Annotated in this window: 24 protein-coding genes; 3 read left to right on the top strand and 21 right to left on the bottom strand. The window is 74.8% G+C overall.

From position 1 onward, the window contains the following. Positions 1-9 precede the first annotated feature (9 nt). The 12 genes from AB0302_RS02895 to AB0302_RS02840 all read right to left on the bottom strand — a co-directional run bounded on the left by AB0302_RS02895 (position 10) and on the right by AB0302_RS02840 (position 11,523). Entirely contained in the window at positions 10-2,097 is a 2,088-nt protein-coding gene (locus AB0302_RS02895) for an NHL domain-containing thioredoxin family protein (RefSeq protein ID WP_319074536.1), read from the bottom strand. Positions 2,098-2,228: 131 nt separating this feature from the next. Beyond that, positions 2,229-3,071 (bottom strand): hypothetical protein, encoded by an 843-nt coding sequence (locus AB0302_RS02890; protein ID WP_366370481.1) that lies wholly within the window; start codon positions 3,069-3,071, stop codon positions 2,229-2,231. Beyond that, positions 3,061-5,370, bottom strand: coding sequence for a cytochrome c oxidase assembly protein (locus AB0302_RS02885; protein ID WP_366370480.1), 2,310 nt, complete (start codon positions 5,368-5,370; stop codon positions 3,061-3,063). Before AB0302_RS02885 ends, AB0302_RS02890 begins: the two co-directional genes overlap by 11 nt. Before the next feature lie 30 nt (positions 5,371-5,400). Beyond that, the gene (locus AB0302_RS02880) at positions 5,401-6,732 is read right to left on the bottom strand and encodes a Dyp-type peroxidase (RefSeq protein WP_366370479.1); all 1,332 of its coding nucleotides are present in this window, start codon (positions 6,730-6,732) and stop codon (positions 5,401-5,403) included. Continuing rightward, a complete protein-coding gene (locus AB0302_RS02875; RefSeq protein WP_366370478.1) occupies positions 6,719-7,438 on the bottom strand; it encodes a copper chaperone PCu(A)C in 720 nt (239 codons plus the stop codon). Before AB0302_RS02875 ends, AB0302_RS02880 begins: the two co-directional genes overlap by 14 nt. 118 nt (positions 7,439-7,556) lie before the next feature. Further along, positions 7,557-8,309, bottom strand: coding sequence for a copper resistance CopC family protein (locus AB0302_RS02870; RefSeq protein ID WP_298712442.1), 753 nt, complete (start codon positions 8,307-8,309; stop codon positions 7,557-7,559). Positions 8,310-8,407: 98 nt separating this feature from the next. Continuing rightward, entirely contained in the window at positions 8,408-9,061 is a 654-nt protein-coding gene (locus AB0302_RS02865; protein ID WP_366370477.1) for a hypothetical protein, read from the bottom strand. 178 nt (positions 9,062-9,239) lie between these two features. Continuing rightward, a complete protein-coding gene (locus AB0302_RS02860) occupies positions 9,240-9,521 on the bottom strand; it encodes an HU family DNA-binding protein (protein WP_248116273.1) in 282 nt (93 codons plus the stop codon). Positions 9,522-9,783: 262 nt separating this feature from the next. Further along, the gene (gene rpsN / locus AB0302_RS02855) at positions 9,784-10,089 is read right to left on the bottom strand and encodes a 30S ribosomal protein S14 (protein ID WP_248116271.1); all 306 of its coding nucleotides are present in this window, start codon (positions 10,087-10,089) and stop codon (positions 9,784-9,786) included. A gap of 1 nt (position 10,090) precedes the next feature. Beyond that, positions 10,091-10,258 carry a 50S ribosomal protein L33 gene (rpmG, locus tag AB0302_RS02850; RefSeq protein WP_017488899.1) on the bottom strand — a complete coding sequence of 56 codons (168 nt, stop codon included), beginning with the start codon at positions 10,256-10,258 and terminating at the stop codon, positions 10,091-10,093. Between the two features lies 1 nt (position 10,259). Continuing rightward, positions 10,260-10,496, bottom strand: a complete 237-nt coding sequence (rpmB, locus tag AB0302_RS02845) for a 50S ribosomal protein L28 (protein ID WP_248116269.1) — start codon at positions 10,494-10,496, stop codon at positions 10,260-10,262. Positions 10,497-10,893: 397 nt separating this feature from the next. Beyond that, on the bottom strand, positions 10,894-11,523 hold the full coding sequence (locus AB0302_RS02840) for a MarR family winged helix-turn-helix transcriptional regulator (protein ID WP_298985083.1): 630 nt from the start codon (positions 11,521-11,523) through the stop codon (positions 10,894-10,896). Positions 11,524-11,727: 204 nt separating this feature from the next. Here AB0302_RS02840 and AB0302_RS02835 point away from each other — a divergent pair, with 204 nt between their 5' ends. After that, a complete protein-coding gene (locus AB0302_RS02835) occupies positions 11,728-12,996 on the top strand; it encodes an NRAMP family divalent metal transporter (protein ID WP_366370476.1) in 1,269 nt (422 codons plus the stop codon). 80 nt (positions 12,997-13,076) lie between these two features. Here AB0302_RS02835 and AB0302_RS02830 read toward each other — a convergent pair whose 3' ends face one another. The 8 genes from AB0302_RS02830 to AB0302_RS02795 form a co-directional block, all read right to left on the bottom strand. Then, entirely contained in the window at positions 13,077-13,706 is a 630-nt protein-coding gene (locus tag AB0302_RS02830; protein WP_366370475.1) for a GntR family transcriptional regulator, read from the bottom strand. A gap of 86 nt (positions 13,707-13,792) precedes the next feature. After that, on the bottom strand, positions 13,793-15,544 hold the full coding sequence (locus AB0302_RS02825; protein ID WP_319074518.1) for a biotin carboxylase N-terminal domain-containing protein: 1,752 nt from the start codon (positions 15,542-15,544) through the stop codon (positions 13,793-13,795). A 3-nt stretch (positions 15,545-15,547) separates the two neighbouring features. Continuing rightward, on the bottom strand, positions 15,548-17,212 hold the full coding sequence (locus tag AB0302_RS02820; RefSeq protein ID WP_366370474.1) for a 5-oxoprolinase/urea amidolyase family protein: 1,665 nt from the start codon (positions 17,210-17,212) through the stop codon (positions 15,548-15,550). Continuing rightward, on the bottom strand, positions 17,209-17,964 hold the full coding sequence (locus AB0302_RS02815; RefSeq protein WP_366370473.1) for a 5-oxoprolinase subunit PxpA: 756 nt from the start codon (positions 17,962-17,964) through the stop codon (positions 17,209-17,211). Before AB0302_RS02815 ends, AB0302_RS02820 begins: the two co-directional genes overlap by 4 nt. A 31-nt stretch (positions 17,965-17,995) precedes the next feature. Continuing rightward, complete coding sequence (locus tag AB0302_RS02810) at positions 17,996-18,160, bottom strand: hypothetical protein (protein ID WP_298985093.1); 165 nt, start codon at positions 18,158-18,160, stop codon at positions 17,996-17,998. Positions 18,161-18,226: 66 nt separating this feature from the next. Then, positions 18,227-18,457 (bottom strand): DUF3253 domain-containing protein, encoded by a 231-nt coding sequence (locus AB0302_RS02805; RefSeq protein WP_366370527.1) that lies wholly within the window; start codon positions 18,455-18,457, stop codon positions 18,227-18,229. A 108-nt stretch (positions 18,458-18,565) separates the two neighbouring features. Further along, positions 18,566-19,303 carry a VIT family protein gene (locus AB0302_RS02800; protein WP_366370472.1) on the bottom strand — a complete coding sequence of 246 codons (738 nt, stop codon included), beginning with the start codon at positions 19,301-19,303 and terminating at the stop codon, positions 18,566-18,568. A 64-nt stretch (positions 19,304-19,367) separates the two neighbouring features. Further along, on the bottom strand, positions 19,368-20,498 hold the full coding sequence (locus tag AB0302_RS02795; RefSeq protein WP_366370471.1) for a glutathione S-transferase C-terminal domain-containing protein: 1,131 nt from the start codon (positions 20,496-20,498) through the stop codon (positions 19,368-19,370). A 12-nt stretch (positions 20,499-20,510) separates the two neighbouring features. Between AB0302_RS02795 and AB0302_RS02790 the strand changes: the two genes are divergently transcribed. Continuing rightward, positions 20,511-21,353 carry an MBL fold metallo-hydrolase gene (locus tag AB0302_RS02790; RefSeq protein ID WP_366370470.1) on the top strand — a complete coding sequence of 281 codons (843 nt, stop codon included), beginning with the start codon at positions 20,511-20,513 and terminating at the stop codon, positions 21,351-21,353. 39 nt (positions 21,354-21,392) lie between these two features. Further along, positions 21,393-21,965 (top strand): universal stress protein, encoded by a 573-nt coding sequence (locus tag AB0302_RS02785; protein ID WP_366370469.1) that lies wholly within the window; start codon positions 21,393-21,395, stop codon positions 21,963-21,965. Here the strand turns inward: AB0302_RS02785 and AB0302_RS02780 are convergent. After that, positions 21,914-23,440, bottom strand: coding sequence for a mechanosensitive ion channel domain-containing protein (locus tag AB0302_RS02780; RefSeq protein WP_366370468.1), 1,527 nt, complete (start codon positions 23,438-23,440; stop codon positions 21,914-21,916). The genes AB0302_RS02785 and AB0302_RS02780 overlap by 52 nt on opposite strands. Between the last annotated feature and the right edge of the window lie 104 nt (positions 23,441-23,544).

Raw genomic sequence — 23,544 nt, 5'->3', positions numbered from 1 at the left:
ACGTCGGGCTCAGTGTATCCCGCGCAGGTCCAGGTCCAGGCGGGACTCCGCACCCTCCGGGGCCTGCCCGGGGGCGTGCACGCTCACGGGGATCCCCCAGTCCTGCTGGTACAGGTGGCAGGCCGCGTGGTCCGGGATCGGCTGGCCCTTCTCGCCGTCGCACGCCGCGGCGCGCGCGGTGATGTGCAGGACGCCCTCGGGGACGTCCGGGTTCAGGCGCAGCGTGCGGCTCAGCCCCGTGGACGTGCCCGCGCCCTCGAGGAGCAGCTCCTCCGGCGAGGAGGAGACCTTGAGCTGCGTGGGGTCGCCCCAGCGGTCGTCGAGCTTCTGCCCGGAGGGCGCCGCGAAGCCGATCCCCAGGGTCACCTCGCCCGCCACCATCGGCGTGCGGGGCCGCTGCGTCTGACGCGCGCCCTCGTCCACGCTCAGGTACTCCTCGGGCACGCCGATCCGCACGAGCCGGTGCGCGTTGGTCTCCACGACGACGATCGCGCTCGCGTTCCCCTCCGCGTCCTCCTCCACGAGCACGTCGGAGGGCTCCTGGAGACCCCGCGCCAGGGTGGAGACCACGGCCGGCGTCGGGCGGCCGGCGGCGTCCTCGCCGGCGGGCGCGTACCGGCGGATCGCCCCGTTGTACGTGTCCGCCACGAGCACGGAGCCGTCCGGCAGCGCGGTCACCCCGAGCGGGTGCTGGAGCCGGGCCTGGGCGGCCTCGCCGTCCACGAAGCCGAAGTCGAACAGGCCCGTCCCGACGGCGGTGCCCACCGTGCGCTCCCCGTCCGCCTCGCGCACCCAGCGGATCGCGGAGGTCTCGGAGTCGGCGGCCCACAGGGTGGCGTCCGGGCCGTAGGAGAGGCCGGAGGTCTGCGCGAACCACGCGGTGGCGGCGGCGCCGTCGGTGAGACCCTCGAGGCCGGTGCCCGCGAAGACCGCGAGGCGACGCGCCTCGGGGTCGAAGGAGAAGAGCTGGTGCGTGCCGGCCATCGCCACGACCACGCGCCCGGCCGCGCCGTCCCACGCGAGGTCCCACGGCGAGGAGAGGGAGACGGTCAGCGGGTCCGCCTCGATCACGCCCAGGTCGACGGCGGGGCCGTCCGCGGGGTCCGCCCCGTCGGCGCCGGCCGCGGCCTTGGCCCGCTCGGAGTCGATCAGGCGCTGCACGCCGTTGCCGGCCAGGGTGGTGACCTCGCCCGTGGTGAGCGAGAGACCGCGCAGGCGGTGGTTCACGGTGTCGGCCACCAGCACGTCGCACCCGAGCCGGGCCGCCACGTCCTCGGGCAGCACGAGCAGGCCGTTGGGCTCGTTGAAGAGGGCGGTCTCCGGGCCGCCGTCGCGGTGCCCGCGCGTGCCCGGCGTCGGGAGGGCGAGCCCGGCCGCCTCCGCCGAGGCCTGCGCCGGGTCCCCGCCGCCCCACGCGCGCAGCACGGTGGTGAGGTCCTCGGCGACCTCGACGATCCGGTGGTGTCCCGTGTCCGCCACGAGGAACGCGCCCGGCTGCGAGCCGCGCCCGCCGAGCGAGACGGCCTTGCCGGGGAACTTCAGGTCCCGCGCCACCGGGGCCGGCGGCACGTACGGCCCGCTGCCCCGGTGCAGGGTGCCCTTGGCCTCGTGCTCCGCCACGAGCTCCTGCACGAGGGAGTGCAGGCCCGCCACGTGGCCCTCACCGGAGAGGGTGGCGGCGATGCACCCCTCGGGGTCCACCACCACGAGGGTGGGCCACGCGCGCGCCGAGTAGGCCTGCCACGTGGTCAGCTCGGGGTCGTCCAGCACGGGGTGGGCGATCGCGTAGCGCTCGACGGCGGCCGCGAGCGCCGCCGGGTCCGCCTCGTGCTCGAACTTGGGCGAGTGCACGCCCACGGTCACCACCACGTCCGAGAACTCCTCCTCCAGGGGGCGCAGCTCGTCCAGCACGTGGAGGCAGTTGATGCAGCAGAACGTCCAGAAGTCGAGGATCACGATCTTGCCGCGCAGGTCCGCGAGGGTGACGGTCTCCCCGCCGGTGTTGAGCCAGCCGCGGCCCACGAGCTCGGAGGCCCGCACGCGGGCGCTCGTGCGCGGCACGGGGAGGGTGGGCGAGGCGGCATTCTGCGACGTCATGGCGTCCATTGTGGTCCCCCGCCCCGCGGGTCACGACATGCCGCGTCGCAAAGCCGGGGCCGCGGGCCGCGGCGGCTCCGGCCACCGCGGCCGCCCGGCCGGCCGCACCTCGCTGCCCGAGAGCGCGGCGGTCAGCCCGCGCGCAGCGCCGCGGCCAGGATCTCCTCGGCCATCAGGGTGAACTGCCGCTCCCCGGCCTGGTCCTGCCCCGAGAAGGACACCATCACCACGTGGTCGCCGGCGACGGCGGTGAGCACCTGCGCGGTCAGCTGCGGGGACTCCTCCGAGGCCAGCGAGCGCTGCCACACGAGGCCGGACTGGGCAGGCGAGCCGTCCGAGAGCTCGGCGGGCCGGGTGAGGAGTCGGTAGTCCTCGGTGCCGCCGCCCTCGCGCACCGTCACGTCCATCTGCCGGCAGTCGGCCAGCAGGCTGTTCGCGGTCTGCAGATGCTGCTCCACCTGCTGGCGCCCCGGGCCGTCGAGCGTGGCCACCTCCACCGTTCCGGTGCCGGAGAAGGAGTCCGCGCCCACGTCGACGCGCGTCACCTCCTCCTGGTCGAGCAGGATCGGCGAGAAGTCGAGAGCCGCGAGGGGCGGCTTGCAGGAGGCGGGCTCCACCGTGGTGCGGCCGCCGTCGGCCTGCCGCTGGCGGCTGTCCTCGCGCGCCGCGGCGATCTCCTGCTCCGAGGCGGCCTGCTGCCGGATGAAGCCGAAGGTCGCGGCCCGCAGCGCGGCGGCCTCGGCCATGCGCTGGTCCGGCCGGTCCCCCACGTCCAGCCCGGCGGCGGCGGAGCTGGCCTCGGCAGCGGGCACGGACGCGCCGGGGGACGGACCGGCGCCCGCGTCGCCCCCGTCGCCGGCGTCGCCGGCGCCGCAGCCCGCGAGGACGAGCGCGGACGCCGCCGCGATCCCGGCGAGGCCGCGGCGCCGCGGGGCCCGGGACGAGGGACGGTGGGGACGCGGGTCAGCGGCCATGCTGGGGCTCCTGGAGGTGGTCGGCGGGGCTCGCCGCGCCGGCGCTCTCGGCGGCGGGGGTCTCGGCGGCGGACGCGCGGACGGGCGGGGCTCCCACGGAGGGTGACCCGTGCGCCGGGGCCGGCGCGTGGTTCAGGTTCGCGTACATGGCGTTCCACGCGTTCAGCTCGGCGTCGCCGTCCCGGTCGGCCTTGCGGTCCAGGCGCACGGCGTTCTTCGTGTCGCTGCGGTACCAGAGCACCGCCACGGTCACGGCCATGGCCACGGTGGGGAACTCGCCGATGCCCCACATGATGCCGCCGCCGATGCGCTGGTCCTCGAGGGCGGGCGGACCCCAGTCCCGGCCGAGGTTGCCGAACCACGAGGCCTGGAGCAGGCCCGTGGAGGAGGTCATGGCCACGCCGATGAACGCGTGGAACACCATGGTGGCCAGCAGCAGCACGAGGCGCAGCGGGTACGCCGGGCGGTCGGGCAGCGGGTCCGAGCCCACCATGACCAGGGCGAAGATGAACCCGGTGAGAAGGAAGTGCACGTTCATGAACTCGTGCCCCACGTGCTCCTCGAGGGCGAACCGGAAGAAGTCCGTGTAGTAGAAGACGAGGATCGACCCGGCGAAGTTCACCCCCGCCACGATCGGGTTCGTGATGAACCGGCCCCACGGCGAGTGCACGATCCACAGGATCCACTCGCGCGGCCCGCGCGTGCCGTCCGTGCGCGAGGGCAGGGCGCGCAGCGCGAGCGTGATGGGGGCGCCCATCACGAGGAACAGGGGCACGATCATGGTCAGCGTCATGTGGCCCACCATGTGCGCGCTGAACAGCACCATGCCGTACACCGCGGGAGCGCCGGACGTCGCCCACAGGAGCACGGCGAGGCCCGTGAGCCAGGAGAGGGTGCGCAGCACGGGCCAGCGGTCGCCGCGCCGGTGCAGCTGGAGGGTGGAGCGGACGTACCACACGGCCAGGAACGCGATGATGGCCACCCACAGCCAGTCGACGCGCCACAGGGTGAACCAGCGCTCGGGCGTGAGCTCGGGGGGCATCTCGTACCCGGTGAGGATGCGGGCCGGGGTGGCGTCCGGGGCCAGCTCCTCCGGCTTGGGCGGCGCGGTGCGGGCGAGGACGGCGGAGACGCCCATGACGGCCGCCATGATCACCGCCTCCACCGCGATCAGCTGCCACAGCAGTCGGCGGGCCGCGGCCGGGCTCTCCGCCTCCCCGTCCGCGCCCAGGCGGGGGATGATGCTGCGCCGGTGCACGAGCCCGATGGCGCCGAGCACCACGGCGGCCACGGCCTTGGCGACGACGACGAGGCCGTACGGGCTGGCCAGCTGGGAGAGGTGCTCCATGCGCAGCGCGGCGTTCACGATGCCGGACAGCACCACGGTCGCCAGGCCCAGCCCGGCGAGGAGGGAGTAGCGGGAGACCACGGTGTGCAGCAGGGGCGCGGGGCCTTGGCGGCGGGTGCTCGCGCCGTGGCCCTGCGCCCCGTTCGGCCCGGTCAGCGTGCTCGAGATCGCGGCGAGGGCGAGCAGGCCGCCCACCCACGTGACGACGCCGATCAGGTGCAGGCCGATCGAGTTCACGGCGCCGTAGTGGTCGTCGCCGCCGGCCGCGTGGCCGATCAGCGCGAGCGGGACGATCGCCAGCATCGCGAGGATGCCGGTCCAGAACAGCCCGGAGTGGGAACGCACCGCGATCACGAGGGTGGTCACCACGGCGGCGATCACCGTGACCCAGAACCACGCGCGGCCCACGGAGATGGAGGCCGCGTAGGCCAGGAGCCCGTCCGTGAACCCCTGCCCCGCGGTCACCGGGATGCCGGCCAGGTCCGAGTAGGAGAGGATCCCGACGGCGAGCGCCGCCACCGTCCACGTCCCCGCCGCCCACGCGGCCACCTGCATCACCCGCGCGAAGGCCGGGTGCTCCGGCAGCGGCCCCGCGGCGGCGTCGACACGGCACTGGGCGCCCGAGCGGTGCCGCCGTTCCGCGCCGGCCGCGTGCGGGGGGAGGATCCCGGCCGCCAGGATGGTCGCACCGATGGTGAGGGCCATGGCGGTGTGGGAGACCGCCGTCGCGAGCGGCACGCCCCACCGCGTGATCGGGCCGGGGTCCGAGAGCGCGCGGGCCGCGGAGACGCCGGTCAACCACGCGGTCAGCACGAGCGCGAGCACGCCGACGGCCGCGGCCACGGGCCACACCCACGCGGGCACGCCGACGCGGCCGACGGTCCTGGGATCCGTGGAGCGCGGTGCGGCCGACGCGGGCGCGTCGGCGGGGGAAGCGGGAGCGGAGGGCATGGGATCCATTCAATCAGCAGGGGCGGAGGATCAGGCGAACAGGACGTCGCCCACGAAGCCGCCCTCGGCGCAGCCGGGCGGGATCGCGAACACGGCGGAGCCGACCGGGCGCGTCCAGATGTTGAGCCGGTCGGACTCGGCGAGCCGCCGCTGCACCGGGACGAACTGCCGCTCCACGTCCGCCTGGTAGGCGGCGAAGAGGAGTCCGGCACCGGTCGGGCCGTCGTCGTAGTTGTAGCCGCGCCGGAGCATCCCGTACTCGGGGACGTCCATCCGGGCGCGGGCCAGGTGGGAGTCCTCCGGGATGACGGGGAACCCGGCAGGGCCGAGCGCCGCGAAGTCCGGCGCATCCCCCTCCGCCTCCCCGGTGAGCGGGGCGCCCGTGCCGAGGGTGCGGCCGATCGTCTTCTCCTTCGCCGGGCGGTCCAGCTCGTCCCACGTGTCCATGAGCATGTCGATCCGCCGCAGCACCAGGGACGTGCCGTCCGTGATCCACGGGCGGATGCCCACCTGCTCGGCCCCGACGCCCCAGACCACGCGGTCGAGGTGCGGCGTCTCGGCGGCGGGGTTCGCCGTCCCGTCCACCTGGCCGAAGAGGTTGCGCATCGTGGTGCCGGTGGGGTGCGCGCCGCGGGCGGAGCGGAACCCCTCCTGCGACCAGCGCAGCCCCGCGAACGGTCGCGCGACCTTGAGGAGCATCCGGCGGGCGTGCGCCACCGAGACGCGGTCGTCGCCGCAGATCTGCAGCAGCAGGTCACCGCCGCTGAAGCGTGCCTCGAGCCGATCGATCTCGGGGAAGGCCGGCAGCGGCCCCAGCCACTCCGGGACGGCCGCCGGCTTCACCCGCCGCACCAGCTCCGGCCCGAAGCCGAACGTCACCGTCAGCCGTGCGGGCGCGGCGGCGAGCTCGGGCTCGGTGTCGGCCAGGGTCGCCCGCCCCTGTGTGAGGCGGGCGGCGTCATCGCTCAGCAGGCGCAGCAGTCGGCCGATCCGCTCACGGTCCGTCCCCGGCTCGAGGTCGAGCGCGAGGAACAGGGCATGCGTCTGGGCGGGGGTGTCGACGCCGGCCTGGCGCGGTCCGTGGAACGGCACGGTGTCCGTGCCCACAGGCGAGCTGACCGCGACGCGCGCGGCCTCGCCGCCCGGCTCGGCCCAGCCGGAGCCGGGCTCGGCGCCCTCGAGGCCGGTGTCGCCCATGACGTCGGAGGGCGAGGCGGACGGGGTCCCCGGAGCGGGGGCCGCCGACCCGGGGGCGCCGGCCGCGTGGCCGGCGCCGAACCCCAGGGCGGATCCGAGCATGCCCCCGCCGAGCGCTCCGGCGCCGAAGAGGAGCCCGCGTCGGGTGGGGTCAGTGGTCTCCATGGCCGGCCGATCCCGGTGCCGCGGCGGAGGAGGTGCCGTGCTCCATCCCCGAGTGGTCCAGGGAGGAGGGGGCCGCCGACCCCGCCTCACCGCCGTGGTAGGACTCGTTCGCCCCCGTGAACGGGCGGGCGAGAGACCGCACGTCGAGCGTGGAGCCGTCCTCGAGGGCCAGCGTGTAGGCGACCTCCTCGCCCGGCTCCACGGGGTCCGTGAGGCCCATGAGCATGACGTGACGACCACCGGGCACGAGCTCCAGCGAGCCCCCGGCCGGCACGGTGAGGCCGTCCTCGGTCTCGCGCATGACCTTCTGGCCGTTCGGGCCGTCGGCCATCTCGTGCAGCTCCGCGCGGGGAGCGGACGGCGAGGTCACGGAGACGATGTGGAGCGGGGCGTCGGACGCGTTCTCGAGCGTGCCGAACGAGCCGGTCATGGCGCCGTCGACGGCCTTGGTCCACGGGTCCACGACGCGCAGGGACGCGGCTTGGGCGCCCTCGGAGGCGGCGGTGCCGGAGCCGGACGCGGCCGGCGACGACGACGCGGCACCGGGGGCGGAGGAGGCGGAGACCGTGGCCGCCGAGCCGGGCGCAGCGCTGGACGTCGGAGCGGGCTCGGCGCCGCCGGTGCACGCGCTCAGGGTGAGGGCCGAGGCGGCGAGGACGGCGGCGAGGCCGAGGCGGGAGGAGGGATGGGTGGTGTTCGAGGGCATGTCGGTGTCTTTCAGAGGGAAGGGCGCGAGGACGCGCCGGAGATGCGGGGACGACGTCGCGGCCGCGCGCCCCGGGTGTCCGGGGGCGGCTGGCGTCGGTGAGGCGGTGGGAGAGCGCTCAGCGGTCGGCGTCGAGGTGGCCGAGCGCCGTGGCCTTGCGGTGCAGCGCGAGCGCGCCGAGGCCCAGCACCAGCAGGCCGCCGATGCCGAGAGGCCACACCCAGCCGGGCAGCCCCTCGTCCTCGGCCGAGGCCGGTGCGTTCGCGGCCGCGGCGGACGACGCCGCCGGGTCGGACGCGGTGGAGCCGGCTGTGGTGGACTCGGACGGCGCCGAGGACTCCCCGGCGGCCGGAGACGTCGATGCGGGGGTGGAGGTGCCGGCGGCGGCCACGCCGCAGCCCTCGGGCGCGGTGCCCTCGGCCGGGGCGGCGGGGTCCTCCACGGTGAACGCGTAGGTCTGCTCCTCGGAGTGGCCGTCCGAGTAGACCACGCGGTAGGCGACGTCGTACGCGCCGTTCGGCAGGCCCTCGCACAGGGGCACGCTCAGGGTGGGCCCGTCGACGGTGCCGGGGCCGGCCTGCCACTGACTGCCGTGCGCGTCGCGCACCTGCGCCAGGTTCTTGATGCCCTGGCCGTCGATCAGGTCGCCGCTGAAGGTCAGCGAGACCTCGGACGGCGCGTCGGTTGCGGACGCCCCCTGCGCGGGGACGGCCTTGACCAGCTCGTCGTGCGCGGCGGCCGGCGTCGCCCCGGCCAGGGCCAGGGCGGGGAGCAGCGCGAGCCCGGCGGCGGCGCGCAGGGCGATGCGGGAGTGGCGGGGGATGGAGACGGGGGTCGAGTCGGGGCTTGAGACGGGGGTGTGGGGGTGCATGGTGTCCTCCCCGGCCCTCGGTGGCGCGGACGTGCCGCGGCCGGGGCCGAGATGCAGAGCGGGTGGGGGCGCGTGCGGCCCGCGCCCACGGGGCGCCATCAGGCCGCGAGGGCGAAGGGCGGCCCGCGCAGACCCGGCGTGCTGAGGACGAGGAGGGACTCCACGGGGCCCGCGGCGCGCGGGGCCGGGCGACCCGCGGGGCGGGCCGGGGCGGGGACGGGGGCGCTGGCCCACAGGATCAGGGTGGTCTCCAGGACGCGCTCCGCGAGCGCCACGACGGCGCGCTCGCCCCAGCGCAGCACCGCCACGGTGAGGATGGCGGCGACGAGGTGCGCCGCGAGCATGGCCGCCCCGGCGTCCGTCGGCGCCCCGGCCGACGCCGGTCCGGGCACCACCGCGAGCAGCGGCGCTCCCCCGGCCGTGGCGCGGCCGAGGTGGCCGGCGTGCTCGGCGGAGGCGGCGGCCACAGAGTGCCCGCCGTGGGAGAGGCCGTACAGCGCGTGGAAGAGGCCCTGCGCCCCGCTCACGGCCGCCACGGTGCGCCACAGGCTCAGGGCGCGGCCGGCGAGGGCGGTGCACAGCGGGGCGGCGAGGACGGTGCTCGCGAGCAGCAGGCCCGGCCCCGGAGCGCCGTGGCCCGGGGAGGCGGCCGTGTGGAACAGGGCGGCGAGCAGGGTCATCGCGGAGGCGCCGGCCCAGCCTCGCAGCAGGCGGGCGGGGCCGCGGACGACACGCGGGGACGCGTGTTCCATGGCGGGCTCCTCCCCCCTACGTCGCGGGACCGGCGGTGCCCTCGATTCTACGCCTCGTGGACGCGGACGCAGTCCGGAGATCGCCCGCCGAGACGACGACGGGCGCCCCGCGCGTGCGGGGCGCCCGTCTGGGCCGTGCCGGCCGCCTCGTCACGAGGCGCTCAGGCACCGAGACCGATCACTCGGAGGCGGCGGCCTTGAGCTTGGAGCCGGCGGTGACCTTCACGGAGTGACCGGCCGGGATGGTGATCTCCTCGCCGGTGCGGGGGTTGCGGCCGGTGCGCTCCTTGCGCTCGGTGCGCTCGACGGCGAGCCAGCCGGGGATCGAGACCTTCTCGCCCTTCTTCACCTGAGCGGAGAGCACCTCGAAGAGCGCATCCACGGTGTCGCTGACGGCGGACTGGGTGGTGCCGGCGCGCTCAGCGACGGCGGCGACGAGATCCTTGCGGTTCATGGCCATGGGGTCCTCCCTGTGGGACGTTGATGTCGGACCCGGGCCGATCGACCCGGGCTGCCAGTTGCGAACGTACCACCTGCGTCCGGCCTCCGCCCCATCTGAGCGGCGTGATTCCGCGAATTCCGGGCCGGAACGCCCCCAGGTGCACGAACGCCGACGGCGGTGGGGCCATCGCAGGGATGGCGCCCACCGCCGTCGGCGGGGTGGCGACGGCCGTCGAGGGCCGGTCTCCGACGCACCGGGCCGAGGGGCCCGGCGCCTCAGGTCACCAGGAGGACTTGGTCACGCCGGGCAGCTCGCCACGGTGCGCCATGTCGCGGAAGCGCACGCGGGAGATGCCGAAGCGCTGGAAGGTGCCACGGGGGCGGCCGTCGATGACGTCGCGGTTGCGCACGCGCACCGGCGAGGCGTCGCGGGGCATCTTCTGCAGGCCGATGCGGGCGGCCTCGCGGGCCTCGTCCGAGGCGTCGGGGTCGACCAGGGTCTTGCGCATCTCGGCGCGCTTCTCGGCCCAGCGGGCGACGATGGCCTTGCGCTGCTCGTTCTTGGCGATCATGGACTTCTTGGCCATCTCAGCGCTCCTCTCGGAAGTCGACGTGCTTGCGGACCACCGGGTCGTACTTCTTCAGGGTGATGCGATCCGGGTTGTTGCGGCGGTTCTTGCGCGTCACGTAGGTGTAGCCCGTGCCGGCGGTGGACTTCAGCTTGATGATCGGACGAACGTCCTTGTCCTTGGCCATGTCAGAACTTCACTCCCTTCGCGATGAGATCCGCGATGACGGCGTCGATGCCGCGCACGTCGATGGTCTTGATGCCCTTGGCCGACAGCGTCAGCGTGACGTTGCGGCGCAGGGACGGGACCCAGTAGGTCTTCTTCTGGATGTTCGGGTCGAACCGACGCTTGTTGCGGCGATGCGAGTGGGAGATGCTGTGGCCGAATCCCGGCCCAGCCCCGGTTACCTGGCAGTGTGCTGCCATGATCACTCCTCGTGGCAAGTAGTAGTAAAAGGACGGGCGGAACCCGCAGTGCGCTGCGCCCCGGACTCGTCGTCCAGGGACAACCTGTGAGCCCCGCCCCGGGTGTGGACACCGCACTCTTACTGCGACTTCTCGAAAAGGTGGACCAGGCTGGGTGAGAGCCAACCGAAGTGCCTTATGGGATCGCTGGTGTGAACGGTGAGCCCCGGCTCGCCCCACGGGAGGGGACGTCACCGGGATCCGGTCTGCGGGAGCGCGTTGCTTTTCCGACCCAGCCCCCACGCCCGAGGGCAGGGAGAATGAGAACAACGCGGCGTGCGCCGTCCCATCTTACGGGGAGCACCCCATGCGGACCAAACTCGGTCCGAAGGAGCGCGGCGACGTGCCGGAGCACGGATCAGGAGCCGGCGCGCGGACCCGGCCCGGCGGACCTGCGCGCGTCGGCGTCGGCGGACGCCTCGGACGCGAGCGGGAGGATCCAGTGGTCCTCACGCAGGCCCGCGAGGACCTTCGCGGACACCCGCGCGGCGTCACGGACGTCCGTCTCGTCCAGGTGCTGCACCCATATCTCACCCACCAGGCGGGTGTAGACCGCCGAGCACCGCACGGCACGCTCGAGGCCCTCGGACGTGAGGCGCACCAGGGTGACGCGGGCGTCGGTGGCGGAGGGGCGTCTGGCCAGCCAGCCGCGCGCCTCGAGCCGGCGCACCACGTGTGACAGACGGGAGAGGGAGGAGCTCACGCGGGTGGCCGCCACACTCATGGCCACCTCGCCGGACTCGGGATCGCCGTCCTCGCCGAGGAGCACCATCAGGAGGTGGTACTCGAAGGGCGTGACGCCGCACTCCCGGTGCAGGGAGGCCTCGAGCCTGGACTGGGCGGCCAGCATCGCGGCCACCGTCACGCCCCACGCGAGTCGTTCGTCCCGGCTGGTCTCACTCGTCTGGAGCGGATCCTCCAGAAGGCGGGCCAGGCCGGCCCGCTCCTCCTCCGAGGCGGGATGGGGGGCCGGGGACGACGATGCCATGCAGAAGACCCTCCCATGTCAGACCTCCGTGGCAGCCCCGACGCGCGGCGGCGGAACGTCACGTCCACGCCGGGACACTCCTCCGGCACCGCCGGATGACTGGCCAGATTGTTGAACAACATGTACCGTCACCTTCGCGCCACGTGACAGGAATCACCCCTGCCGGGACCCCCGCGCGCTCCCCACTCCTCCGGAAGGCCCCCCATGGCACATCCCGCTCCCGCCCCGCAGGGGACGACGCAGAGCACGCCCGCCCAGGGCTCCACCGCCCTCTCCTCCCCCCAGCGCCGCACGGCCCTGCTCGGCGCCATGTTCCTCATGGCCACGAGTGCGATCGGCCCCGGGTTCATCACCCAGACCTCCACGTTCACGGTGCAGCTCGGCGCCGCGTTCGCCCTGGCGATCCTGGTCTCGATCCTCATCGACATCGCCGTTCAGATGAACGTGTGGCGCGTCATCGGCGTCGCCGGCCTGCGTGCGCAGGAGCTGGCCAACCGCGTGCTCCCCGGCCTCGGCTGGCTGCTCTCCGCCCTCGTGTTCATCGGCGGCATGGTCTTCAACATCGGCAACATCGCCGGCACCGGCCTCGGCCTCAACGCCATGCTCGGCGCGGACGCCCTGATCGGCGGCGCCGTCTCCGCCCTGATCGCCATCGCGATCTTCCTCTCGAAGCGCGCCGGCGCCGCACTGGACCGCATCGTCGTCATCCTGGGCGCCCTCATGATCGCCCTGATGCTCTACGTGGCGATCGTCTCGAACCCGCCGGTGGGCGAGGCGCTGACCCAGTCCGTGAACGTCGGCAACCTGGACCAGAGCATGTTCCTCGCGCTGGCCACCCTCGTCGGCGGCACCGTGGGCGGCTACATCACGTACGCCGGCGCGCACCGCATGATCGACTCGGGCGTCTCCGGCGTGGACAGCGTCAAGTCCATCACCAACAGCTCCGTGCTCTCGATCATCATCACCGGCCTGATGCGCGTGCTGCTCTTCCTCGCCGTCCTCGGCGTGGTGGCCTCCGGCGCGGACCTGGGCACCACGAACCAGGCCGCCCACGCCTTCCAGGCCGCCGCCGGCGAGGTCGGCCTGCGCATGTTCGGCGTGATCTTCTGGGCCGCCGCCCTCACCTCGGTGATCGGTGCCTCCTACACCTCGGTCTCCTTCATCACGAAGTCCACCACCTCGGACGGGACCCGCAACCTGCTGACGGTGGGGTTCATCGTGGTGTGCGCGGTGCTGTACCTGGTGCTGCGCCAGGCGCCCACCACGCTGCTGGTGTTCGCCGGCGCGTTCAACGCCCTGATCCTGCCGGTGGGCTTCGCCGTGCTGCTCATCGTCGCCGCCTTCCGCCGCGACCTCATGGGCGGATACCGCTACCCGGTGTGGCTCATCGCGGTGGGCGTGCTCGCGTGGCTGCTCTCGGTGTTCATCGCCGTGCGCGCCTTCCAGCCCATGCTCCAGCTCTTCGCGGGCTGACCGCTCGCACCCCGCGCGGACGACGAGACGCCCTCCCGGTCCACAGCGGACCGGGAGGGCGTCTCGTCGTCCGTGGGCCGTCAGCCGCTGGCGGAGAGCTGCGGGCCCGGCCGTCCGCCGCGGGAGCCGAGGTGCTCGAGCACCGTGTGCTCGGCCTCGTCGAGGTAGGGGCCCAGGATCTCGGCCGCGGACTCGAGCTCCCCGTCCGCGATGAGCTCGGCCAGCCGGCGGTTGCGCGCGGCGAAGCGCGGGTGGAGGTCGGTCAGGACGTCCATCGGCTGGAACGCGAGGCGCAGGCGGGCGAGGACGCCGTCCATGACGGCCTCGAGGTCGCGGGAGTCCAGCAGCCGGACGATCGCCGCGTGGAGCCGGTGGTTCACGTCGCCGAGCAGGCGGGGCTCCCGGTCCGCGTCGGCGGCCAGGCGGGCGATCTCGGCCAGCTCCTCCACGGCGATGCGATCCGGGCTGCCCCAGCGGAGCGCGCCCAGCTCGATCACGCGACGGGTGCGGAAGATCTCGGAGACGTCGGCCTCCGTGGGGTGAGCCACGAACACGCCGCGGTGCGGGATACGCACCAGCAGGCGCTCTGCGGCGAGCGCCGCGAAGGCCTCTCGGAGGCTGTTGCGGCTCACGCCCAGCTCCGCGGCGAGGGCCACCTCCCCCAGCCGCGTGCCCGGGGCCAGCTGCGCGGCGGCGATGCGCTCGCGCACGCGCCGGGCGGCCCCGACGGCGGCGGGCTCCAGGGAGGGCGGGCTCCCGGCGCCATCGGGACGCCGGGGACCGCGGCTGCCGAGCCTCATCCGCCCACGACGCCCAGCCGCTGGCCTCGGGTGAGGGCGGTGCCGGGCTCGAGCGACTCGCGGCGGAAGACGCCGGCGGACGGAGCCTTCACGGTGGTCTCCATCTTCATGGCCTCCATCACGGCCACGACGTCGCCCGCGGCGATCTGCGCGCCGTCGTCGGCCTTCCACGCCACGAGCGAGCCGGTGATGGGGGCCGTGACGGCACCGGCGTCCTCCGCCGCGGGGGCGGCGGCGAGCGCCGCGCGGCCCCGGGAGCCGCCCCCGCCCAGGAGCGCGGCGTGGACGGCGGACGGCAGCCCCAGGCGGACGGCCCGGCCGTCGATGTCCACGGTCATCTGGGTGCGCGTGTTCTCCGGCGCGGCGGCACCGAGGTACGGCGAGGACTCGAGCTCGGCGGCGAAGGCCGACTCGATCCACGTGGTGTACACGCCCATCCGGTCCGCGCGGGTGAAGTCCTCGTCGTCCAGGACGGCGCGGTGGAACGGCAGCACGGAGGGCAGGCCCTCGATGCGCAGCTCGGCGAGGGCGTCCTTCGCGCGGGCGATGGCCTGGGGGCGGTCCGCACCCCACACGATGAGCTTGGCCATGAGCGAGTCGTAGTGCCCGGGCACCACGGAGCCGGAGCGCACGCCCGAGTCCACGCGGATGCCGGGTCCGGTCGGGGACTCGAACACCTCCACCGGGCCGGGCGAGGGCAGGAAGCCCATGGCCGGGTCCTCGGCGTTGAGCCGGAACTCGAGGGCGTGGCCGCGCGGCCTCGGGTCCTCGGTGAGGGAGAGCCGCTCCCCCGCCGCGATGCGGAACTGCTCGCCCACGAGGTCCACGCCGGTGGTCTCCTCGGTGACGGGGTGCTCCACCTGCAGGCGGGTGTTCACCTCGAGGAAGCTGATGAGCCCGTCCGGGGCGACGAGGTACTCCACGGTGCCGGCGCCGGTGTAGCCGGCCTCGGCGCAGATGCGGCGGGCGGACTCGTGGATGCGGGTGCGCTGCTCGTCCGTGAGGAACGGGGCGGGGGCCTCCTCCACGAGCTTCTGGTTGCGGCGCTGCAGGGAGCAGTCTCGCGTGCCCACCACCACGACGGTGCCGTGCGTGTCCGCCAGGACCTGGGCCTCCACGTGGCGCGGCCGGTCCAGGAAGCGCTCCACGAAGCACTCGCCGCGGCCGAAGGCCGTCACGGCCTCACGGGTGGCGGAGGCGAAGGCGTCCTCCACGTCGTCGAGCTCGCGGACCACCTTGATGCCGCGGCCGCCGCCGCCGAAGGCCGCCTTGATGGCGATCGGCAGGCCGTGCTCCTCCGCGAAGGCGCGCGCCTCGGCGGGGGACTCCACAGGGCCGTCGGAGCCGGGCACGAGCGGGGCGCCGGCACGCTGGGCGATCGCGCGGGCGGTGATCTTGTCGCCCAGGTCGCGGATCGCCTGCGGGGTGGGGCCGATCCAGGTCAGGCCGGCGTCCATGACCTTCTGGGCGAAGTCCGCGTTCTCGGAGAGGAAGCCGTAGCCCGGGTGCACGCCGTCGGCGCCCGCGCGGCGGGCGACGTCGATGAGCGCATCCATGTCCAGGTACGTCTCGGCGGAGGAGGTGCCGGGCAGGTGGAAGGCCTCGTCGGCGACGGCCACGTGCAGGGCGTCCGCGTCCGGGTCCGAGTACACGGCGACGGAGGCCAGGCCGTGGTCACGGCAGGCGCGCGCGACGCGCACGGCGATCTCGCCTCGGTTGGCGATCAGGATCTTGGTGAGCTGCGGCATGGCTCAGGCCTCCTCGGCGGGGTCGGTGACAGCGGGGTCGACGGGCGCGGGGTCCGTCACGGAGATGGGGGTGAGGCGCACGCGGGCGCCCGGGGGGAGCTGGGCTGCGGCGCCGAGGTCCTCGGGGGCGACGACGGCGATCACCGGATAGCCGCCCGTCACCGGGTGGTCGGCCAGGAACAGGACGGGCTGCCCCGAGGGCGGCACCTGCAGCGAGCCCGTGAACACGCCCTCGCTCGCGAGCTCGCCCTCGCGGGAGCGCACGAGCGGGGCGCCGTCCTCGGGGGCGGCCAGGCGCACGCCGATCCGGTTGGACTCGGCGGTGACGAGCCACTCCTGCGTGGTGAGGCGATCGATCGAGGCGGCGTCGAACCAGTCGTCGCGGGGGCCCAGCACGATGCGCAGCTCCGTGACGGAGCCGGCGGTCGGGGTGACGCGCACGGGCGGCTCGGGATCGCCCACGAGGGCGTGGCCCGGGTCCAGACGGCGGTCGACGCGGGTGCCCGCGGCCAGCGGCTTCGGGCCGATCCCGGACATCACGTCCGTGGCGCGACTGCCGAGCACGAGCGGCACGTCGATCCCGCCGCGCAGGCCCACATAGGTGCGCAGGCCCGCGGCCGGCTCCTCGAGGGTGAGGGTCTCGCCGTCCAGGAGGGCGAACGGGACGCCCACGGGGGCGGGGCGCGTCGCGGGGCCGAGGTCGGCGGGCACGGCGGTGATGGCGCCGCGCGCCTCCGCGCCGGTCAGTGCGAGCACCTGCGTCCCGCGGGCCGTGAGGGTGAGCCCGCCCAGGAGCGTCTCGATGACGGCCTCGCCGGAGGTGTTGCCGACGATCCGGTTGGCCTGGCGCGCCGCCGTGCGGTCGGCGGCGCCGGACGGCGTGACGCCGAGATCGCCCCAGCCGTGGCGGGCGAGGTCCTGGATGAGCGACTGCATGCCGGGCTCCACCACCGTCAGGCCGGGGCGGTCGGCGGCGGGCGCCGCGTCGTCGGCCTGGGCCGGAGCGGGGGCGGGGGCCGCGGTGAGCGTGGCGAGCTCGCGGACGGCGCGGTAGCGCACACGGTCGCCGGGGCGGATCAGGGCCGGCTCGGCGCGCTCGAGGTCCCAGAGGACGGCGTCGGTGCGGCCGAGGAGCTGCCAGCCTCCGGGCGAGACGCGCGGGTACACGGCGGAGAACTCCCCGGCCACGGCCACGGAGCCGGCCGGCACCGCGGTGCGCGGGCTCGTGCGGCGGGGGGCCTCGAACGGGGCGGGGTCCGCGGCGCAGTAGGTGAAGCCGGGGGCGAAGCCGCCGAAGGCGCCGAACCAGTCGGCGCTCGTGTGCGCCGCGATCACGGCGTCCACGCTCATCCCGGTGAGCTCGGCGACGTCGGCGAGGTCCTCGCCGTCGTAGAGGACGTCGACGGTGACGGTGCGTGCCTCGTCGGCCACATGGTCGTCCGGGACGATGCCGATGACCTCCCGGGAGGCGTCCAGGGCCTCGCCGCGCGTGCGGAAGACGAGGAGGACGGTCTCGGCCGCGGCGATCGCCTCGCGCTGGCCCTGGAAGGGGTGAGCGGTGACGTGCGCATGCAGGCGCATCACGTCGCCCAGGTTCGCGCACTCGAGCAGCAGCGCGGTGGGTCCTGCCCAGCGCAGGGTCGGCGCGCGGAACGCGGGGCGGCTCACGCGAAGGGCCGGATCTCGACGCCCGCGGACTCCAGGCCCGCCCGGACGGCGGCGGCCATCGCGACGGCGCCGGGGGTGTCCCCGTGGAGGCAGATGCTCTCCGCCTCGACGCGGACGTCCGTGCCGTCCACGGCGCGGAGGACGCCGTGGGTGGCCAGGCGCACCATGCGCTCGGCCACCTCGGCCTCGTCGTGGAGGACTGCACCGGGCTCGCGGCGCGAGACGAGCGTGCCGTCGGGGGTGTAGCCGCGGTCCGCGAACGCCTCGGCGACGCCGCGCAGTCCGGCCTTCTCGGCCTTGTCCAGGGCGATCGAGCCCGGCAGGAGCAGCAGCGGGAGGTCGCCGCCGAAGGCCTTGACGGCGTCGACGACGGCCTGGGCGTGCGCCTGGTGGTGGACGATCGTGTTGTAGAGGGCGCCGTGCGGCTTCACGTAGCGGATGGTGCCGCCGGCGGAGCGGGCCAGGGCCTCGAGGGCGCCCAGCTGGTAGAGCACGTCGTCGGCGAGCTCGGTGGGCGAGCAGTCCAGGAAGCGGCGGCCGAAGCCGGCGAGGTCGCGGTAGCCCACGTGGGCGCCGATCGTGATGCCGCCCGCGACGGCGTCGCGGCACGTCTGCGCGATGCCCGAGGGGTCGCCGGCGTGGAAGCCGCAGGCCACGTTCGCGGAGGAGACGCTCTGGAAGATGGCGGCGTCGTCGCCCATGGTCCAGTTGCCGAACGACTCGCCGACGTCGCTGTTCAGGTCGATGTGCATGGAAGGGTCCTCTCGCGCGGTGTCGCCCAGATCACTCCATGATGGACCAGCGGGGCGGGTTGTTCAACAATCCCTCGGGGCGGGCGACGCCGTGGAGTGGAGACGCGCGCGGAGGTCGGTGCTCCCGACGCAGGGCCTCGTCCGTCTCCGGGTCCTTGGCCTGCGGGGCGCCGGGCTCGTCCTCCCCCTCACCCATGGACCCGGTGTACGAGCGGCCGCGGGGGCCGGGGAAGCCCCGGCCGGCCTCAGCAGAGTCCGGCTCTCACCCCAGCTCCGGTCCTGCCGCGAGCCGGATCGGCCCGCGCGCGGCGCGCGGGTCCTCCACCCTCTTGCCCTTCTGCCGCACCTCCGCGACGCCGTCCGCGTGCAGCTCGGCGGCCACCTCGCGCGCGGCGTCCATCAGGTCACGCCAGTCCTCGCCTCCGGCCACGCGCGCGGCGTCGGAGGGACAGATGGTCGTGCCCTGGCGACGGGCGCGCAGCAGGGTGCGCATCGCCACGTCCGCCCGTCCACGACGATGTGGTGCCCGTCGGGGGTCCGTTCCGGCCCTGTTCGTCCGGGCACCGTGCGCGTCGGCCCGGTCATGCCGCCACCACCCCGGTCACACCACGTTCGTGCCGAGCCACGCGCCCACGGCGAACGTGAGCGCGAGGGCGAGCGCGCCGCCGAGGACCACGCGCAGCATCGCGGGGATCGGCCGGGCGCCACCGAGCCACGCGCCCACGGCGCCGGTCACGGCGAGCGCGAGCAGCGTCGTCGCGAAGGTGAGCGGCACGCGGATGTCCACGGGCGCCAGGATGATGGTGAGGAACGGGAGCAGCGCACCCAGCAGGAACGCGATGAAGGAGGCGCCCGCCGCGGCCCACGGGCTGACGACGTCGTCCTCGCGCATCCCGAGCTCCATGCGCAGGTGCGCGGTGAGGGCGTCCTTCTCCGTGAGCTCGCGGGCCACGGACTCCGCGGTCGGCCGGCTCAGCCCCTCGGCCTCGTAGAGCTCCACGAGCTCCTCGAACTCCCCCTCCGGGTCCGCCGCGAGCTCGCGGCGCTCCTTCTGGATCAGCGCCTTCTGCGAGTCCGAGGAGGAGGAGACGGACACGTACTCCCCGAGCGCCATGGACACCGCCCCGCCGACGACGGCGGCCGCGCCCGCGAGCATGACGGGAGCCACCGCGGTGGTCGCCCCGGCCACGCCGACGACGGTCGCGGCGACGGAGACGATGCCGTCGTTCGCGCCGAGGACGCCCGCGCGCAGCCAGTTCAGTCGCTGCTGCAGGCCGTTCTGCGCGTGGGGCTCGGCGGCGTCGTGGGCGGCGGAGACGGAGGGGAGGTCGGTGCTCATGCGAGCATCCTCGTCCCGGATCGGGGCGCCCGCCACGCAGGGAAGGCGATCCTGACCCCGCCCCTCAGCGCAGCGGCGTGTGCTCCGGGTCCACGGCCTCGCCCTCGCGGACGGGCCCGGGCGCGGTGCCGTCGCCGAAGGGGCGGCCGCCCAGCTCCTCACGGCGGTGCGCGCTCATCCAGCCGGTCAGGTCCGGGCCCTTCGGCACGATCCCGGTGGGGTTCACGTCCCGGTGCACCTCGTAGTAGTGGTGCTTGATCTGGTCGAAGTCGATCGTGTCGCCGAAGCCGGGCGTCTGGAAGAGGTCCCGCGCGTAGGCCCACAGCGCGGGCATCTCGGCGAGCCTCTGCCGGTTCGCCTTGAAGTGGCCGTGGTAGACGGGGTCGAAGCGGGCGAGCGTGGTGAACAGGCGCACGTCCGCCTCGGTGATGGTCGCGCCCATGAGGAACCGGCGCGTGGTGAGGCGCTCCTCGAGCCAGTCCATCGCGGTCCAGAGCCGGTCGTAGGCCTCGCCGTAGGACTCCTGCTCCCCCGCGAAGCCGCAGCGGTACACCCCGTTGTTGACCTCGGTGAACACGCGCTCGATGACCTCGAACATCTCGTCGCGCTCGGGCCCGGCGTCGGGGATCAGCTGCGGGGCGCCGTCGCGGTGGAACGCGGTCCACTCGGTGCTGAAGTCCAGGGTGATCTGCGGGTAGTCGTTGGTCACCACGCCGCCGGTGGGCACGTCCACGAGGGCGGGCACCGTGATGCCGCGCGGGTAGTCCGGGAAGCGCTCGACGTAGTTCTCCTGGAGCCAGTGCGTGCCGAGCACGGGGTCCGTGCCGCCCTCGTCGAGGTCGAACGTCCACGAGCGCTCGTCGTGGACGGGTCCCGGCATCCCGAGCGAGATCGCGTCCTCGAGCCCCAGCAGGCGCCGGACGATGATGGCGCGGTTGGCCCACGGGCAGGCCCGCGCCGCCACGAGGCGGTAGCGGCCGGCCTCCACGGGCCAGGCCTCCGCGCCCTCGCCGAGGCCGCCGCCCACGCGCCCCACCCGCGCGGGCCCCTCCGTGGGCCGCGCCCGGACGGCGCCCGGGTCGGCGACGATGCGGTCGCCGATGTAGTTCGTGTCGCGGTCGTAGCCGCCCTCCTCGATGTAGCCCTTCGGCGAGGCGGCGGCGTCCGATCCCTGTCCGGTCGAGTCCTTGTCCATACACTCGACCCTATGACCGAGGCCGTCGAAACTCCCGGGCTGACGCCCGCCCCCTCCGTGCGCTGTGTGACCGCGCACAACCCCTCTCCCATGACCCTCGCGGGCACCAACACGTACGTCGTGGGCGCGCCGGCGGCGAGCGCCGTCGTCGTGGTGGACCCGGGGCCGGAGGAGGGCGCGCACGAGCATCTCGACGCGGTCCTGGGGGCGGCCGGGGGACGGCCGATCGGCCTGATCCTGGTGACGCACCGCCACGCGGACCACACGGGCGGCACGGACGTGTTCCACGAGGCCACCGGCGCGCCCGTGCGCGCCGCGCTCCCGGAGCACTGCCGGGGCGGGGGCGAGCCGCTCCTCGACGGCGAGCATCTCGCCGACGACGGCGGCGCCCTCGCCGGGGTGGAGATCCTCGCGTGGCACACGCCGGGGCACACCTCGGACTCGTGCTGCTTCGTGCTCCCGGGTGCGGGCGAGGCGGGTGCCGTGCTCACGGGCGACACGATCCTGGGCGCGGGCACCACGATGCTCGACCACCCGGACGGCACCCTGGCCGACTACCTGGACAGCCTGCGCCGCCTCGAGGCCGCGGGCCCCCTGACGGTCCTGCCGGCGCACGGCCCCGTCCCCGCCCCGCTGGACGTCGTGGCGAGGGACTACCGCCACCATCGGGAGGGCCGCCTCGCGCAGATCGAGGCCGCGCTCGAGGAGCTGGAGGAGGACGTGCTCGCCCGGATCACCCCCGAGGAGCTGACCCCGATGATCTACCCGGGCGTCGGAGGCACGGTCGGCCGCGTCGCCGAGCAGACCGTGGCCGCGCACCTGGAGTACCTGCGCCACCACGCCGTGGGGCGCTGAACCGCCCTGTCCCCCACCCCGCGAACCAAGGAGAGCCCCATGACCATCCTCATCGGCTACAAGCCCAGCGACTCGGGCGACGCCGCCCTCGACAAGGCCCTCGACATCGCCCGCTCCACCCGCGAGCGCGTCGTCGTGGTCAACGCGGGCCCGGGCGGAGAGCACCGCACCGACTCCCTCGTCACGGAGGCGCAGCAGCGGGGCGTGCAGGCCCGCCTCGACGCCTCGGGCGTGGACGCCGAGTTCCGCCAGTACGCGCGCGGCCGCTCCACGGTGCAGGAGATGAAGGACGTGGCGGCCGAGCTGGACGCCTCCCTCGTGGTGATCGGCCTGCGCCGCCGCGGCGGGTTCGGCCGCTTCGTGATGGGCTCGGTCTCAGACGAGCTCCTCCAGCAGCTCGACCAGCCCGTGCTGTGCGTGAAGGCCTCGGCGGGCACCACGCCGGACGCCCCGAGCCATGTGGCCGAGACGGACCCGGACTTCCAGCGCAGCCTGCCCCGCTCCGAGCCCTTGCACGAGCAGCACCCGTTCGCGCCGGACGCGCACGGGGAGGGCGCGGGTCAGGCCTTCTCGAAGGAGCCGCCGGCCTCGTCGGGGTCCAGCGTCCGCTGATCCGGGCGGGCGGCGTGGGCTCCGGCCTGGCCCCCGCCGTCCGCCTCGCGCTGCGCGTCGCGCTGGGCCCGGCGTTCGGCGAACGCGTCCTCGCCGGGCCCGGCCATCTCCGCATTGCGCTGCACCGCGGTGATCGATCCCGTGTACAGCGCCGAGCGCTCGTCCACGCGGGTGAGCGGCGCGGTGGTGGGCCGCACGGCGGGGATCCGCATCGTCTGGGCGGCCGGCTCCCGGCCGCGTCCCGGCGACGCGGGCGCCGGAGCGCTCCCGTGGGCCGCGCCGGGGGCGGCGTCCTCGGGGGCGGCGGGCTCGTGCGCGGCGAGCTGCGGGGCCGACTGCCCCTCCGCGTGCCGCTGCGTGAGGATGCCCTCCGGGTGCTCCTGACGCAGGAAGGCCACGAGGTCCTCGCGGACGAGGCAGCGCAGGTCCCACAGCTCGCCGGAGTTCTTGGCGGAGACCACCGCGCGGATCCGCACCATGCCGCCCACGGCGTCCGTGACCTGCATGGCGTTCTCCTTGCCGTCCCAGAGCTCGGTGGACTCGAGCAGGGCGGCGAGCCGCGCCCGCAGGTCCTCCATCGGCACGCGCCAGTCCACGTCCAGCTCGACGACGCCGGCCACCGCCGAGCCCACGCGCGTCCAGTTCTCGAAGGGCTCGGTGGTGAAGTGGGAGGACGGGTAGACCATCCGCCGACCGTCCCAGATCTTCACGACCACGTTGGAGAGCGTGATCTCCTCGACCGTGCCGAACACGCCGTCCATGGTCACCACGTCCCCCACACGGATGGAGTCGGTGAAGGCCAGCTGCACGCCCGCGAACACGTTGGTCAGCGTGGACTGCACGGCAAGGCCGGCGATCACGGAGATCAGGCCGGCGGACGCCAGGAGGCCGGCGCCGAGCGAGCGGACCTCCGGGATGGAGATGAGCACCGCGGCGATCGCGATCACCACGATCACGACACTGAGGATGCGCCGGATCAGCATGGTCTGCGTGCGGATGCGCCGCTCGCGGCGGTCGTTGACCCCGACCTCGCGGTAGCGCCAGAGGATGCGCTTCTCCACGAGGTCCACGATCCGCCACGCCGCCCACGCCAGCGCGGCCACGAGCACCACCATGAGCACGAACGCGGCGCCGCGGTACCAGGTCTCCGCGCGCGCCGTGACGCCGAGCGCCAGGCGGGCGGCGAGGGAGGCGCCGGCGAGGGAGAGCGGCAGGCTCAGCGGGGCCATCTGGCGGCGCAGCTCGGCGCGGCGGAGCATGAGCAGCCGCACCGCCTGGAACGCGAGCCACACCCCCACCCAGCCGAGCACGAACGCGATGGCCGCCGTGAACAGGGCGCCGCCGGTCACCCCGAGGGCCTCGGCCGCGGCGTCCGAGGTGCCCTGGACGCCGTCCTGCACCTCGTCGGGGACCTCGGCGGCGGCAGCCAGGCGCACGAGGCCGGGGAACAGGGCGGAGGAGGCGAGGCTGAGCATGGCGCCAGTCTGGCATCCGCGGCCGAACGCCGCCCGGATCGGAGCACAATGGAGCCTGACCGCCCGCCCGCCCCGTGGCCGAGCGCTCCCTCCGGAGCGGCGCC

Origin of the sequence: Micrococcus sp. NPDC078436 (genome assembly GCF_040702705.1) — a bacterium.
Lineage (GTDB): Bacteria > Actinomycetota > Actinomycetes > Actinomycetales > Micrococcaceae > Micrococcus.
This window is presented reverse-complemented; position numbering and strand designations above follow the sequence as displayed.

Excerpts from the sequence above, each read along its gene's own strand:
- AB0302_RS02790 (WP_366370470.1), top strand. The coding sequence starts at position 20,511 with ATGACCGAGGCCGTCGAAACTCCCGGGCTGACGCCCGCCCCCTCCGTG.
- rpsN (WP_248116271.1), bottom strand. The coding sequence starts at position 10,089 with ATGGCCAAGAAGTCCATGATCGCCAAGAACGAGCAGCGCAAGGCCATC.
- AB0302_RS02860 (WP_248116273.1), bottom strand. The coding sequence starts at position 9,521 with ATGGCCATGAACCGCAAGGATCTCGTCGCCGCCGTCGCTGAGCGCGCC.
- AB0302_RS02795 (WP_366370471.1), bottom strand. The coding sequence starts at position 20,498 with ATGGACAAGGACTCGACCGGACAGGGATCGGACGCCGCCGCCTCGCCG.
- AB0302_RS02880 (WP_366370479.1), bottom strand. The coding sequence starts at position 6,732 with ATGGAGACCACTGACCCCACCCGACGCGGGCTCCTCTTCGGCGCCGGA.
- AB0302_RS02895 (WP_319074536.1), bottom strand. The coding sequence starts at position 2,097 with ATGACGTCGCAGAATGCCGCCTCGCCCACCCTCCCCGTGCCGCGCACG.
- AB0302_RS02890 (WP_366370481.1), bottom strand. The coding sequence starts at position 3,071 with ATGGCCGCTGACCCGCGTCCCCACCGTCCCTCGTCCCGGGCCCCGCGG.
- AB0302_RS02870 (WP_298712442.1), bottom strand. The coding sequence starts at position 8,309 with ATGCACCCCCACACCCCCGTCTCAAGCCCCGACTCGACCCCCGTCTCC.
- AB0302_RS02840 (WP_298985083.1), bottom strand. The coding sequence starts at position 11,523 with ATGGCATCGTCGTCCCCGGCCCCCCATCCCGCCTCGGAGGAGGAGCGG.
- AB0302_RS02865 (WP_366370477.1), bottom strand. The coding sequence starts at position 9,061 with ATGGAACACGCGTCCCCGCGTGTCGTCCGCGGCCCCGCCCGCCTGCTG.
- AB0302_RS02800 (WP_366370472.1), bottom strand. The coding sequence starts at position 19,303 with ATGAGCACCGACCTCCCCTCCGTCTCCGCCGCCCACGACGCCGCCGAG.
- AB0302_RS02835 (WP_366370476.1), top strand. The coding sequence starts at position 11,728 with ATGGCACATCCCGCTCCCGCCCCGCAGGGGACGACGCAGAGCACGCCC.
- AB0302_RS02875 (WP_366370478.1), bottom strand. The coding sequence starts at position 7,438 with ATGCCCTCGAACACCACCCATCCCTCCTCCCGCCTCGGCCTCGCCGCC.
- rpmB (WP_248116269.1), bottom strand. The coding sequence starts at position 10,496 with ATGGCAGCACACTGCCAGGTAACCGGGGCTGGGCCGGGATTCGGCCAC.
- rpmG (WP_017488899.1), bottom strand. The coding sequence starts at position 10,258 with ATGGCCAAGGACAAGGACGTTCGTCCGATCATCAAGCTGAAGTCCACC.
- AB0302_RS02780 (WP_366370468.1), bottom strand. The coding sequence starts at position 23,440 with ATGCTCAGCCTCGCCTCCTCCGCCCTGTTCCCCGGCCTCGTGCGCCTG.
- AB0302_RS02885 (WP_366370480.1), bottom strand. The coding sequence starts at position 5,370 with ATGCCCTCCGCTCCCGCTTCCCCCGCCGACGCGCCCGCGTCGGCCGCA.
- AB0302_RS02825 (WP_319074518.1), bottom strand. The coding sequence starts at position 15,544 with ATGCCGCAGCTCACCAAGATCCTGATCGCCAACCGAGGCGAGATCGCC.
- AB0302_RS02805 (WP_366370527.1), bottom strand. The coding sequence starts at position 18,457 with ATGCGCACCCTGCTGCGCGCCCGTCGCCAGGGCACGACCATCTGTCCC.
- AB0302_RS02810 (WP_298985093.1), bottom strand. The coding sequence starts at position 18,160 with ATGGGTGAGGGGGAGGACGAGCCCGGCGCCCCGCAGGCCAAGGACCCG.
- AB0302_RS02785 (WP_366370469.1), top strand. The coding sequence starts at position 21,393 with ATGACCATCCTCATCGGCTACAAGCCCAGCGACTCGGGCGACGCCGCC.
- AB0302_RS02815 (WP_366370473.1), bottom strand. The coding sequence starts at position 17,964 with ATGCACATCGACCTGAACAGCGACGTCGGCGAGTCGTTCGGCAACTGG.